Origin of the sequence: Streptomyces sp. NBC_01237, from assembly GCF_035917275.1 — a bacterium.
GTDB lineage: Bacteria > Actinomycetota > Actinomycetes > Streptomycetales > Streptomycetaceae > Streptomyces.
On record NZ_CP108508.1, the window covers coordinates 7,930,243 to 7,943,190 of the forward strand.

At 67.5% G+C, this 12,948-nt stretch carries 12 protein-coding genes; 7 read left to right on the plus strand and 5 right to left on the minus strand.

From position 1 onward, the window contains the following. Positions 1–32: 32 nt before the first annotated feature. Positions 33–1,292 carry a VanZ family protein gene (locus tag OG251_RS34940; protein WP_326680848.1) on the minus strand — a complete coding sequence of 420 codons (1,260 nt, stop codon included), beginning with the start codon at positions 1,290–1,292 and terminating at the stop codon, positions 33–35. Between the two features lie 64 nt (positions 1,293–1,356). Continuing rightward, positions 1,357–1,752 carry a hypothetical protein gene (locus tag OG251_RS34945; RefSeq protein WP_326680849.1) on the minus strand — a complete coding sequence of 132 codons (396 nt, stop codon included), beginning with the start codon at positions 1,750–1,752 and terminating at the stop codon, positions 1,357–1,359. Positions 1,753–2,282: 530 nt separating this feature from the next. On the opposite strand from OG251_RS34945, the gene OG251_RS34950 reads away from it, so the two are divergent. Next, a complete protein-coding gene (locus OG251_RS34950) occupies positions 2,283–2,492 on the plus strand; it encodes a hypothetical protein (protein WP_326680850.1) in 210 nt (69 codons plus the stop codon). A gap of 477 nt (positions 2,493–2,969) precedes the next feature. On the opposite strand, the gene OG251_RS34955 is transcribed toward OG251_RS34950, so the two are convergent. Next, entirely contained in the window at positions 2,970–3,821 is an 852-nt protein-coding gene (locus tag OG251_RS34955) for a GNAT family N-acetyltransferase (protein ID WP_326680851.1), read from the minus strand. 154 nt (positions 3,822–3,975) lie between these two features. Between OG251_RS34955 and OG251_RS34960 the strand changes: the two genes are divergently transcribed. The 3 genes from OG251_RS34960 to OG251_RS34970 all read left to right on the plus strand — a co-directional run bounded on the left by OG251_RS34960 (position 3,976) and on the right by OG251_RS34970 (position 9,309). Further along, positions 3,976–4,251, plus strand: a complete 276-nt coding sequence (locus OG251_RS34960) for a hypothetical protein (RefSeq protein ID WP_326680852.1) — start codon at positions 3,976–3,978, stop codon at positions 4,249–4,251. An 804-nt stretch (positions 4,252–5,055) separates the two neighbouring features. Then, entirely contained in the window at positions 5,056–8,223 is a 3,168-nt protein-coding gene (locus tag OG251_RS34965) for a tetratricopeptide repeat protein (protein ID WP_326680853.1), read from the plus strand. A 210-nt stretch (positions 8,224–8,433) separates the two neighbouring features. Then, on the plus strand, positions 8,434–9,309 hold the full coding sequence (locus OG251_RS34970) for a hypothetical protein (RefSeq protein ID WP_326680854.1): 876 nt from the start codon (positions 8,434–8,436) through the stop codon (positions 9,307–9,309). A gap of 811 nt (positions 9,310–10,120) precedes the next feature. Here OG251_RS34970 and OG251_RS34975 read toward each other — a convergent pair. Beyond that, positions 10,121–10,321, minus strand: a complete 201-nt coding sequence (locus tag OG251_RS34975; protein ID WP_326680855.1) for a hypothetical protein — start codon at positions 10,319–10,321, stop codon at positions 10,121–10,123. 417 nt (positions 10,322–10,738) lie between these two features. Here OG251_RS34975 and OG251_RS34980 point away from each other — a divergent pair, with 417 nt between their 5' ends. Together OG251_RS34980 and OG251_RS34985 are read left to right on the plus strand one after the other, a co-directional pair. Beyond that, positions 10,739–11,548 carry a pentapeptide repeat-containing protein gene (locus OG251_RS34980; protein ID WP_326680856.1) on the plus strand — a complete coding sequence of 270 codons (810 nt, stop codon included), beginning with the start codon at positions 10,739–10,741 and terminating at the stop codon, positions 11,546–11,548. A 250-nt stretch (positions 11,549–11,798) separates the two neighbouring features. Next, positions 11,799–11,942, plus strand: coding sequence for a hypothetical protein (locus OG251_RS34985; RefSeq protein ID WP_326680857.1), 144 nt, complete (start codon positions 11,799–11,801; stop codon positions 11,940–11,942). Positions 11,943–12,363: 421 nt separating this feature from the next. Here OG251_RS34985 and OG251_RS34990 read toward each other — a convergent pair whose 3' ends face one another. Then, positions 12,364–12,531 (minus strand): hypothetical protein, encoded by a 168-nt coding sequence (locus OG251_RS34990; protein WP_326680858.1) that lies wholly within the window; start codon positions 12,529–12,531, stop codon positions 12,364–12,366. Here OG251_RS34990 and OG251_RS34995 point away from each other — a divergent pair. After that, the gene (locus OG251_RS34995) at positions 12,530–12,721 is read left to right on the plus strand and encodes a hypothetical protein (protein WP_326680859.1); all 192 of its coding nucleotides are present in this window, start codon (positions 12,530–12,532) and stop codon (positions 12,719–12,721) included. The genes OG251_RS34990 and OG251_RS34995 overlap by 2 nt on opposite strands. Positions 12,722–12,948: the final 227 nt, after the last annotated feature.

Here is a 12,948-nt window from a genome sequence, read left to right on the forward strand (position 1 = left end):
GCCTCAGGCTTGCCGGGAGTGGTCCCTGATCCTCACCTATCGGGTTGAGTCTTCTGTCCCGTGGCAGCGTCGATGAAAACGTCGTCTCCGTTCACGCCGATCAGCCAGACCGGCCGCCACTTCCCTCTTACTTGCTGAGCGAGCAGCTTCGTGCTCGTTGGCTTCGCTCTGGTTTGCTCTGCCACGCGCCTCAGAGCGCCCTTCTCCGTAATTGCTGTCGGTGGTAGTACGGGGTCCCTGACGGGCTTGGAGGTGAAACCCATGATGCGGCCCGTTTTGGTGACGGTTACGTCGAGGCGCATCGGCATCATCACGTCGTGGACGTAGCGCCGGTAGGTCACGGCATAGACGGCCTGTGCGTGGTCCTCACCGACCTGCCGAATCTTCTTCGTGCTGCCCTGGACGCTGTCGGGAAACCACTTCTGGGCGTACGAGTGAGCGACTTCCCCAGCTTGGGCCTCGGAGAGTTTCCCTTCGTCGCCCTGATTGTCCGTCGCCCATGCCTGCACCAGCGTCCGGTCGGGCCACCACCCAGAGATGGGGCCCCGGTTGGTCACGGCGGTGATCAGGGAACGCTGTCCACTCTTCTCGGCTGAAGTCTCCGTGACCTGCGTCCCCTTGCCGAAAACGCCGACCGCTGCGTCACGGATCCACTCGTCCGAACCGTCTAGACTGTCGCCATACGCTCTGTTCCGGTCCTCGATCGCCACGGCGTCGACCGCCCGAACCTGCGTCTGGAACGACCCCGCGAGTATCGCCGCGGAGACCGCAGCGACACCGATGCCCCAGACCGCATCACGTCTAAGCCGTTGGATGGGCCGCTTGCCCAGCTTCATCCCAAGGACGCCAAGGGCAGTGCCGATCAGGGAGCCTATCGAGTTGGCCACCATGTCGGTGACACTGCAGGCACGGCCGAGAGGCAGCACCGACTGCAGGAACTCAATGCCGCCACTGGACGCCACGAACGTCGCTGCGATGGTCACCGGCCGCCGGGAAGCCGTAACGGCAAGAACCGTAGCCGGAACGAACAGGGCGATGTTGAGCAGGGCGCTGGAGGAGGTGAGCACGTGTCGCGGCATGCCCGCGTCGCACTGCCCGCTCGAAATTCCGGCGCTGCTGGGAAGCAGCGTGACTGTCACGATTCCCGCGGTCGCCGCTACGGCCAGAGCTGGCAGGAGAGCTGGGCTGCCGCAGGCCCTGCAGATGAGGGCTGCGGGGATCGCGGTGATCGCAGCCAGGACAAGGAAAGAGATAATCAGGCCCGGGACGGCGCCGATGGAGGCTTCAATCACAGCGTGACCTCAAGAAACGGTCCGGGGCTGGGCAATTTCCTTGCCCAGCCCCGGATCAGCGGGACTAACAGACGTCGACGGGAGGGGTGTAGTAGCTGCCGGTGGACGCCACCATGTATCCGGTGATGTCACAGTCCGATACCTGGGACTTCGCCTTCCCGCCCCAGCTATGCGTCTTGGTCTGCCCGGACGAAATATTCACGGCGGCAGCCTTGTAGAGGGCATCTGATGTGCTCATTGCGAGCTCGATGGAAACGGTACCGCCGCCGGTCTTTTTGTACGTGGTCGCGGAGTAGTACAGCGTGCAGTTGCCGCTGACAGAGCAGCCGTCGTCCGCCGTGATGGTCAGCACGCCGTTGGACAGCGTGGTGCTCTTGGAGCCGAAGGCAGCAGCCGTTCCAGCGCTGAGAGCCATGATGCTGGTGAGCGACACGGCCACAGCCGCAGTCTTCCTAAGCATGGTGTTCCCTCCCCTTTTAGCTGCTCCACTTCGCATTCTTCACGGAAGGTCGGCAGCGGCACGTATCCTCTGTCACCCTCAGTCAGCTGGCCACCGCTTTAACGGCGGCTGTCTCAAAAGCGCTATCAACTGGCCCCACTGTCACGGGCGCAAGCTGTCTGACTGGCGCAGCCGTTCGGACAACACGTCAGCACGGTCGTTGATGTGGTGGAACTGGGCATCCCGGTCGGGATGCTGCCTGGCGGTGGTCTTGCGCTCAACGGATGACCCATCCCGCCCACGCTGACGCCCCCGCCCGCAAGAGCCAGACTGATACCCAGCAAGCCGGTGCACGGTCCCGTGCCCGCGCTCACCCCGGGCACGGGACCGTGCACCGGCCGAACACAGGCCCGGCAAGCCAGCGCAGCGCCCGCCCGGGTGCCACAGCCGGCTCCTACGGCGCGAACTACGAGCAGATGGGCGCCGTCTGGGGCATAACCCGCCAGGGCGCGCGCAAGAAATGGCCCGACGCCGTTCCCCGACCCGCTGCCGTGACGGCACAGAGGGGCGCGACGCTCGAACTCTTCGGCGGCACAGCCGAACTCGTGCAGGACCCGTCGTCCGGTGGCTGGGCCTGGGCAGGCGAAGGCGAGGACGAAACCTGCGGCGCCGCCGAGGGCGGCACTTGGTACGCGACGAAGGAAGAGGCCGCCGCTCATGCCGGAGCCTTCCTGCGCGAGCATGCCGCCACCCTCTCGTAGTGCTCCAGCACGGCTTCGCCGGGAACATGAATCGGCGGCCCGACATCAGCGAGAAGTCGCGGTCGGCGATGCTGGTCAGACGACCGGGCAGCCAGCACTGGAAGGAGCAAATGCACTTGCCGCGGCGGGCAGGATCCCGCAGTCCGGTACAGCGGCCAGGGGTGGTGACGGATCAGGTCGAGCCCTGAGTCGTGCCCTGGGTGCCGTCGTGGGGCGCACCATCAGTCGCGCCGGGGTACTCGCGCGGCGGACCCCGGAAAACATGCTCCGCCCTGGAGGACAAGGGGGCATCCGCGCAGGGCCTGCGGCGTCGGCCACCGCAGCATCGATCTCGCCATCCTGGCCGGGGTACCTGAAGGCGAGCCACGCCGGTCTGGGTTCCCGACCGGTGAACTCCCGGGTTCGCCCGACGCGTCCGGGGTGGTGTTCACGGTGCGGCGCGGTCCTGTTGTCCGGCGGTGTTCCGCCCGCGCCCGGTCACCGGGCCGAGCTCGCGTTGTCGTCGGTGAGCGGTGTGAGGCGATAGGGGGTCTGCGTGCTCGCGACCGCCATCCCCAGTCGCGTGAGGATCGGCCGGCTGGCGGGGAGGGCCTCGACATAGAGGTACCGATGGCCGCGGCGGGCCGCGAGCGCGGCGCGGTGTCCAACCAGGAGTCGGTACAGGCCGCGGCCCCGCCAGGCCGGCAGGGTCGAGGTGCTCCACAGCGACGCGAAGTCGGTGCCGGTGTGACAGCGGAGCAGCGTCGCGGCGGCGACGTCCCCGTCCGGTGTCTCGACCACCGTCACGACGGCCGGGTCCCTCTCGTCGGCTGCCCAGTGCTCCAGGGCCGGAGGGAGCCAGCTCCAGCAGCCGCCGCGGGCCCTCTCGGTCAGCTCCCGGACCCGCGTGAAGTCCTGTGCCGTCGCCACCTGGCGCACCACGAAACCTTCGGGCAGGGCGGGGTGGGCGCCGGGGCCGGTCGCGATGTCGGCGGAACGGCCCACCATGACGTATTCACGGTCCTCGGCCACGAAGCCGGCCGCCCGCAGACCGGCGGGCAGGCCGTCGGAGGCGTCGTCTCGGCAGTACCACGTCAGCGGTACGTTCATCGCCACGCTGCGGGCGCACTCACCGGCGATGAGCATGTCCGGATCCCACCCGCCTGCGGCGGTCGGCGCCGGATACAGCAACAGCCGTCCCTCCACGGGATCGAACATGCGCGCCACCGGCCCCGCGTCCTCGGCGGCCGGGCTCAGCCATCCGATGAGGTCACCCCGCTCTCCGAGCACACGCCCCCGCAATTGCGCGTGGTAGAGGTCCAGGCACCCCAGCGCCTGCCGTTCGTCCATGGGGCAATAGAAACACGAAGGGAGAGCCAGCGGGATCCCGGACATCGGTGCCCGGGATCCTCCGTTCGAATCAGGCACTTCCCCGGCCGCTCCGGACGTTGGGCGGGAAAGCACCCGCACAAGAACACCCGCACCGACCGGAGGAACCACCCCCATGCAGAACAGGGCCGAGCCCGCCGTCGCCCGCAGCGACCGGTACGTACGGGCCCGCGTCAGGATCATCCGCGACCACACCGCCGTCACCGCGGACCCACCCATCCACCGCCACTTCACCCAGGGCGAGGAGCTCACCCTCACCCAGTGGGGCACCGCCGGACAACCCGTCAGCGACACCTGGTGGACAACCCAGAACACCACCACCGCCCACACCGTCCCCGACGACCACGTCACCATCCTGAGGATCATCGACGAGACATCACCCGCCGGATAGACCGGGCGACGGCAGGACGGGCATGTCTACCGGCCTCCCCTCATGAACAGGGCCGAGGCCGAATGGACAGGCCCTTCTCCGACTGCTCGCTGCCCGCCGCGACGGTCCGGAGCTCCGCGGCGGTCATGGCCACCTCCGCCGTCGGGTCGCCCTGCTCCACCGTGACCCTGCCGAGACCGCGGGCGGCCCGCGGTCTCCCCAACACCCGGTCCGCAGACCCCACCCTGCGATCAGACCGCACCCACCGGCCTCACTGCATAAGAACTCTCGAACCTTAAGACAGCGTCACCCACCATGAGACAACGCCTCATGACAGCAAAATCTCTCACTTCATGACAGTGAAACCAGACGATCGACACCGCTCTGACCAGCAACAAGAACCCACGACAACAATCCCCGCCACTGACCCTCACCACCACTGACACCAACCCGAGAGATCGCACCCGGAGGGACAAGCTCACCCCCGAGCAGCGCGAACTTCTCGCCGGTCTGGGGCTGGAGTGGGCGGCGTAGAGCACCGAGTTCGCTCTGACCGCGAGATTTTTGAATGCTGGCGCTCTGGTGCGCTTGGCTGACAGACGGGAGCTCTGGATTGGACACTGATGGTCTGCGTCTGACGCAGCGAGCGTGGGCGGGCGTGATGTCGTCCTCCGGGTGAGGTAGGCGAGTGGCGGGGGTGGCGGGATGTCGGGGTCGGGGTCGGGGTCGGGTATGCGGGGTCTGTCGCGGGGGGCGTTGATCCGGCAGCGTGCGAAAGCGCGGTTCGTGGGTCGGCGGGCGCAGTTGGCGCTGTTCACGGAGAATTTGTCGAAGGACCCTTTCTCCGAGGAGGCTCCTGCGGACTTTCTGTTCCATGTGCGCGGTGTTGGCGGTGTGGGGAAGTCCACGCTGCTGCGGCAGTGGCAGGAGGCGGCCCGGCGTGCGGACGCGGTGACGGCAGTGGTGGACGAGAACGATGTCCATGGGGTGGAGCAGGCCTTGGTCGAGCTGGCCCGACAGCTGTCGGAGCAGGCGGGGCCGTGCAAGGAGTTCGACAAGGCGGTGGAGCAGTTCAGGCGGGAGCAGGCGGTTCAGGCGGAGCCGACGCCTGTGGAGGGTGAAGCGTCGGTATCGAGCCGGGCGGTGACGCAGGTCGCGTTGGGAGCGGCGTCGTTGATACCGGGGGCCGGTGTCGTGGCGGCGATGGCGAATCCGGACGTTGCGGCTCAGGGGCTGGACCGGCTGAGGTCGGCGTCCCGGACTCGTGCCCAGCGGCGTGGTGGCCGGGGTGATGAGACGGGGTTGAGCCGTGCTTTCGTCGGCGAGCTGGAGCGGTTGTGTCGTCGGCAGCGGTGGGTGGTGCTGTTCTTCGACACGTGGGAGCAGACCGCGCAGTACTTGGACGGGTGGCTGCTGCGGTTGCTGGACGAGGAGTTTGGTCCGGTGCCGGCGAACGTCATCGTCGTGATGGCGGGCCGTGACGAGCTGACGGAGCGGGAGTGGGCGCCGCTGCGGGATCAGGTCGCGGACGTGCCGTTGGGAGTCTTCACCGAGGCGGAGACACGCTCGCTGCTGACTGCGCGGGAGGTGACCGATCCGGGGGTGGTGGAAGCGGTGCTGCAGCTGTCGATGGGGCTTCCGCTGCTCGTCGAGCTTCTTGCTCTGGCCCGGCCGCACACGGTCGAGGACGTCGACGCGGGCGGAGACCTCGCCGACGTGGCCGTCGAGCGCTTCGTCCAGTGGATCACGGACCCGGAAAAGCGTGAGGCGGTGCGGGCATGCGCGCTGCCGTTGCAGCTGAACGAGGATGTCTTCGCCGCCGCGGCAGGCCCTGGCGCAGCGGGGCTGTGGGAGTGGCTGTGTGGGCAGCCGTTCGTCAGTGGCCGTGGCGACTACAAGCACTACCATGCGGTAGTCCGCGCCAGCATGGTAGGCCAGCAGCGTATCCACTCCCCGCAGGGCTGGGCTTCGGCGCATCTGCGGCTCGCTGACACTCATGCCGCCTGGCGTGCCGCGGCCGAGGAACGGCTCCCCGAGGGCAAGCGCTGGAGAGACGCTGGATGGCGTCGGCACCGCCTTGACGAGACGTACCACCGGCTGTGTGCCCACCCGGTTGCGTATCTGACGGCCGCTCTGGAAGACCTCGTGCACGCTGCGGGTCAGGACGCCACCGTGCTGCGGCAGTGGATCGAGACCCTGGAACAGGCCGCGCAGGACACCACCGACACAGCCCTGCTCTCCTGGGCGGAGCGCCTTCGGGGCGCACTCACCGGCGACGAGCCCGCTCTCGTGTGTCTTCGGGCCCTGCTGTCCCACAGCCATCTGAGTGCTGAAAGCAGAAGCTGGGCCTTCACCTATCGGGGCATCCGCCTCCACTTCTGCGACCGGGAGAACGATGCGCTCGCCGAGTTCGACCGAGCCATCGGGCACAACGCCCGCAACGCCCGTGCCTGGGCTCGTCGCGGGGAAACCCATCGATTGCTCGGCCACGACGACCAGGCCATCACCGACCTCACCACCGCACTCGAACTCAACCCCACCTACGCCTGGGCACTGGGCCAACGCGGCCAAACACACATGGAAGCTGGCCGGTACGACCAGGCCGTCACCGACTTCACCGCGGCACTCGAACTCAACCCCACACTCACCTGGGCACTCGTGTCTCGTGGAGAGACACACCTGCAGGCCGACCTGTACGACCAGGCCGTCGCAGACTTCACCGCGGCGCTCGAACTCGACCCCACACTCACCTGGGCACTCGCATCTCGCGGAGAGACACACCGGCAAGCAGGCCACTACGACCAAGCCATCGCCGACCTCACCACCGCACTCGAACTCAACCCCACACTCACCTGGGCACTGTGCCTGCGCGGCCAAACACACCGGCAAGCAGGCCTGTACGACCAGGCCGTCGCAGACTTCACCGCGGCGCTCGAACTCGACCCCACACTCGCCTGGGTACTCGCATCTCGCGGAGAGACACACCGGCGGGCCGGCCTGTACGACCAAGCCATCGCCGACCTCACCACCGCGCTCGAACTCGACCCCACACTCACCTGGGCACTCGGCTACCGCGGCCAAACACACCGGCAGGCCGGCCGCTACGACCAAGCCATCGCCGACTTCACCGCCGCACTCGAACTCAACCCTGCCGATGCCTGGGCACTCGGCTACCGCGGCCGAGCACACCAGCAGGTTGGCCGGTACGACCAGGCCGTCGCCGACTACACCGCCGCACTCGAACTCGACCCCACACTCACCTGGGCACTCACGTCTCGCGGAGAGACACACCGGCAAGCAGGCCACTACGACCAAGCCATCGCCGACTACACCGCCGCACTCGAACTCGACCCCACACTCACCTCGGTACTCACGTCTCGCGGAGAGACACACCGGCAAGCAGGCCACTACGACCAAGCCATCGCCGACTACACCGCCGCACTCGAACTCGACCCCACACTCACCTGGGCACTCACGTCTCGCGGAGAGACACACCGGCAAGCAGGCCACTACGACCAAGCCATCGCCGACTACACCGCCGCACTCGAACTCGACCCCACACTCACCTCGGTACTCACGTCTCGCGGAGTGGCGCACCGGCAGGCAGGCCACTACGGCGAAGCTCGGGAGGATCTGGAACGTGCTGTCGAAGCCGATGTTGGGCATCGCGGTTTCGCGTTCGAGAAGCTCATGCTTGAGACAGTGGAGTCGGGGCTCGAAGGGTGTGCGGAGCGGTGGGATCAGTTGCTCGCCTCTCCGGTGAGTACGCCAGAAGGGGATGCCACCAGGTTCTTCGGGCTGTTCCGGGTGCTGCTTATCGAACCGGAGAGCAGCGTGGTGGAAGCAACTCGATTGTTTCTCGCTGGTGGCCCGGACCACGATGCCACCGCGGACCTGTTGCGCTACCTGGATGAGCTCTCCGTTTTGGGTGACGAACTGGCCTACCGTGCAGGACAGTGCCGTCGGCTCATCGCGGAGCACGCTCCGGGTTGATTCGAGAGGAACGGGTAGAGCAGTTGTCCAAGGTCGGCATACGCTGGACGTGTTGGGCATCACCATCACTGTGAATAACACTCTCGCGACCGGCCAACTTCCCAGGTGGCTATGCCCCCTGGGAAAACCTGGGGAACTAGGAAGCAGCCGAGCCTGCCCCATCAGGGTTATGGGCTTGGGGAGCTGTATCCGAATGAGGTGGAAGCACACATGACGGAAAATCGAGACACTTCGCGCGCCGAATTAACAACCGGGCAGCCGAGCACCTCGGACGGCGAACAGCCCAGAGGCAGTGAGCGCCCCTTCTTGCAGCGCCCTCAGGGGGTGCTTGCGGTTGCAGGCGGGGTGGTGACCATCGTCGCCGGAATCCTCGGACTCCTGTTCTTACTGTTCCCCGATATTCAGCCCGAGCCAACCCCTGAGTCAGCAATTGAACTGATGGACTTCGACATTGATAAGGAATCAAACATTCAGGCAGACTGGCAGGTCGACGAAGGCTCCTTAGGGAAAGGGGTGATTAAAGACTGGAAGGCATCTTTCATTACCATAACCCTCAGAAACAAAAGCAATAATCCCGTTCTAGTATCGCAAGCCACATTAAATTTTAGCTCGATGGACGAATTGGGCTGCCCGTACGGTGCCGGGGGAACCGAAATCTATGCCCGGTATGACATCAAGGTCCCTGGAGAAGCACGTGCGCCCTTTGAAATGGTCCGCAAGATGAAGTACACTATTCCACCTCACAAACAGGAGCGGGTGGCCTTCACCGTCGGTCAGAAGTTTTCCGGTGAGGGGGCCCTTCCACTCGTCTACATTTTTAAGATCAATCTCGACCTTGATGATGGATCTCGCATCGAAGTCCCAGAGATGACGTACATGGACTCTTCATTCACCGAGGCCGTACTTTGGTTTGTCGATGACGCAGTGAAGCAAGGCGACGCCGAATCAGTGGAACAATGCGTGCAGAAACAGGCACGCAAGGCGCGGAAGCTCATAGAGGACTCCGACCATGTTTCGCCCGAGCTGAAGAAGTACAGCGCGAAGCTCAACCGACTCGCCAATGACGCTCTCCGGGCAAAACCCTGACTACGACGTCCAGCTCCGTAGGCAGGGAGGGACGGGCCGGGCGGATGCAGCGCTTGGAGGCACTCGCCAGCTGTAGCGGCCTCCGCCGGTGAACCTCTTAGACGGCGGCCGTTTGGAGCGACGTCGGCCACGAATCGTTGAACCGGTGGAACGGCACTGCACAGAGAGACCCCGGGCGGTGTCGTCCGGGGTCTCGTGCTGTCGGTGTTGTGTGTGGGTCAGGCGGGCTGGAGGCCGGCGGTCACGAGGCTGCGGATCGTCTGTGCGCGTGAGGCCCTCAGCAGCAACCCGTGCGTCCAGGGCGGCCAGGATGTCGTCCGGGAGCCGGGGCTCGGCCTTCGTGCCTACCGCAGGGCGCCCGCCGACGCTCGTCGGGCCGAACTCCTCCTCCACCGGGCCGAACCACGTCGTCACGATGTCGTCGTGCTCGTTGCGTTGCAGCCATTCCTTCGCTGCCGCTTCGCTCACGAACCGGTAGCGCGGCTCTGCTCCCTGCCACTGGAGCCAGGTGCACGCGCCCATCGTCTCTGCTTCGTGCGGTACCAGTTCCCTTGGGACGAGCCCTCCACCGCACCCGCCCCGCGCATGGGTGATGCGGGGAGCGCATACGGGTCCGGATGACGCGTCAGTCTCCGTACGCCCGCGTGCCGCACGGGGCGGTACCCACCGGCAACACCCCACCCTGGCGTCAGTGCCTGTCACCCTCTGGGCCTGAACCCCGGTTTCAAAAACCGCACCCGAAACGAGGCCCAAAGAAGCGCCCCGCTCGGCTGGGCCCGGCGCCCGGCCCAGCCGAGCGGGGTAAAGAAGGTCACAGCTCTTCCGGGCGCAGATCCCTCACCCATCGCCAGACGCCGGAGCCGTCCGGTGCGTACAGCGACCGGCCGCCGGAGAACTGGCCGTAGTCGCTGATGATCGCGGTCCAGGGATCCGGATCGTCGGTGCCCACCGGCACCACCCACCCATCGAGCGGCCCGCCGTACAGCTCCACCTCGGTCGTCGTGTCGTCCACCACCTCACCGTACGAGGCAGACACCCCCACAGGTGAGCAATCCAGCCAGAAGGCAGGTGCGGAGCAACCCGTCACCGCTGGAGTGCCGCCGCTCCCGGAAACCCGCCACACCACGGGTGTGCCGCACCGAGACCGCAGCTTCATCGACCCGAATCGCTGCGCCGGAGTGGGGTGTTGGGATCGAATACAGGTATGCCTTCCACGCCTGCCCGTCGCCCGCGGTTACGCCGTAGCACCCGACTCACTGCCCGGACCTCCGCCGGCCCGGGAGCAGGCTCCACCCAGCCACCAGGCACCCCCGCTGTCCCTGCCCCTGCCCCTGCCCCCGGCCCTGCCCCCGGCCCTGGCCCTGGCCCGGCCCCGGCTCCTGCCCCCGAGGAACGTCCGGAGACCCTGGACTGGGCGCGGCGGATCGAGTTGTTCACGGTCGTGGTCGCCGCTGTGGTGGCGGTGGTGGGTCTCTGGTACTCGAACGTTCAGACCAGGCAGACCAATGAGCAGGCGCGGGATGACCGGGCGCTGGCCAAGGAGGGGCAGATCACCGACCGGTACACGGCGGCGGTGGGAAACCTCGGTGAGGACAAGATGGACGTACGGCTGGGCGGCATCTACGCCCTGCAGCGGATCATGCAGGACTCCCGCCGTGACCAGCCCACCATCGCCAACGTCCTCGCCACCTACATCCGCACCCACGCCGCCAAACCCCCGGCGAAAGGCCAGGACGTCGAGGCCGACGTCCAAGCCGCCTTCACCGCCCTCGCCGCCCGCGACGCGACCCGGGACGGCACCTTCCGCCTTGACCTCCATGGCGCCAAGCTCCCCAACATCACCCTCATCCTCGGCGACTCCGAGGCAGCTCTGGACAAGGCAAACCTGAGCGGCGCGGACCTGAGCCGCGCGTACCTGCCCTACGCAAAACTGCGCGGCACGAGCCTGGGCGGCACGAACCTGCGCGACGCGTACCTGCGCGGCGCGAACCTGCGCCGCGCGTTCCTGCCCGAGGCAAAACTGCGCGACGCGGACCTGCCCGAGGCAAAACTGCGCGACGCATACCTGCGCGAAGCGGACCTGCGCGGCGCGGACCTGCGCGGCGCGGACCTGCGCGGCGCGGACCTGCGCGGCGCGGACCTGCGCGGCGCGGACCTGCGCGGCGCGGACATGATAAAGGGGCAGACTGACTCATCCATTACTGACAGCGATACGCAGTTGCCTTTTGAGCCCCAGTAGCTCCTGGTGGCTTCCCGCCCGTGTTGCCGGCCATCAGCTGCCCTGCGGCCCGTGGGTCCGGGAGCGCGGTGTGCCCTGACCCTCCCGGTGACTCCGGCCCGGCCGGCGCCGTCCTCGGCGACCGCGCCCCGGCACGTCACACCCGTCACACCTGCCTCAACTCTGATGTCCTCCGCCCGGATCCACCGCCTTCCGACCACGCGGCGGTGTACGGGAGAACCGCACCGCTTCACCCACCGGGAGGACCCGCGTGATCGAGATCGTGTACGACGGCCAGGACCACCACGAGGACTGCATGTACCCGACCTACGCCGACCCGCCGGAATCGTGCACCTGCGCCGAACTCCTCCGCGAGGAGGCGTGGCCCCAGGACGAGGACGAAGACGCTGCCTGACGGGCGCGCTGGCGCCCTACGGAAACCGCAGGGCCGCCCCATGCCGCCGCCCGGCCCTACGGCGCCCACGGGGCACGGAGCCCCTGCCTGCGGGACCCGGGGCGGGGCAGGGCGTGACACCGGGCGTGGCCGGTCGTTGAACCCTGTCGGGACAGACGTCACGTCATGTCGCACGGAGACCCTGGGCGCTCATCCGTCCAGGGTCTTCTGCCGCCGGGACTCGTAAACAGAGCCACGGCGCCGTGCTCCTGGTGCTCACCGCCGTACGTCATCCCGGTCACGCGCCGGGTCGCACGACGACGCACACGGCCACCCCGGCCGGGACAGTCGGCCGCACGAGAGGACCCGACCCATGACCGACACCGACCCCACCATCCGCGGCGACCAGCCCATCGCCGCCCTGCACCAGCACATCGAGGAGCTACGGGGCGCCCTCGCGCACGCGGTCCGCCTGCTCTCCCACTCCGCCGGACGCGAGGCGGCCGACGACCCCGGCCACGCGGCACGGCTGATGACGACCGCCGGGCACATGACGGATCTCCTCGCCCGCACCGGCCACGGCCACGGCCCCGGACATCCGGGGGGTCATGGAGGCGAGCGACTACGTGCGGCACGGCGGCCTCACCAGGAACGGCCACTCCTACCCCGTGTGCGTCTGCCCCAAGGCCGCCTGCGGGGGCGTAGCGGCCGGGACCGAGGATGCCGACTGCCCCGAGCACAGCCTCACGCCCACCCAGGCACTGCACTGGGCGGCCGAGTGCCCCGGACTGCGCGCGTAGCCGGAGCCGGACGGTGGCGGCACATGGCACGGGACACGTGGCGGCGGCCTTCGTGAGGGGGGCCATGAAGCGCCGCACCCCGGAGGAAGACCGTCTGATCCCAGAATACCGCCGCACCACCGGCCGGGCCGGGTCAGCGCCGGCCCGTCCGCCCCGCCGCTGACCCAGATCCCCGGAACCAACGCCGTGGCAGGGAAACGGCAACGGTGACTTGGATCGGGCCATCG

What these genes read in the sequence shown, in the direction of transcription:
- OG251_RS34945 (WP_326680849.1), bottom strand. Translation starts at nt 1,752, where the DNA reads ATGCTTAGGAAGACTGCGGCTGTGGCCGTGTCGCTCACCAGCATCATG.
- OG251_RS34955 (WP_326680851.1), bottom strand. Translation starts at nt 3,821, where the DNA reads ATGGACGAACGGCAGGCGCTGGGGTGCCTGGACCTCTACCACGCGCAA.
- OG251_RS34960 (WP_326680852.1), top strand. Translation starts at nt 3,976, where the DNA reads ATGCAGAACAGGGCCGAGCCCGCCGTCGCCCGCAGCGACCGGTACGTA.
- OG251_RS34970 (WP_326680854.1), top strand. Translation starts at nt 8,434, where the DNA reads ATGACGGAAAATCGAGACACTTCGCGCGCCGAATTAACAACCGGGCAG.
- OG251_RS34995 (WP_326680859.1), top strand. Translation starts at nt 12,530, where the DNA reads ATGGAGGCGAGCGACTACGTGCGGCACGGCGGCCTCACCAGGAACGGC.
- OG251_RS34990 (WP_326680858.1), bottom strand. Translation starts at nt 12,531, where the DNA reads ATGACCCCCCGGATGTCCGGGGCCGTGGCCGTGGCCGGTGCGGGCGAG.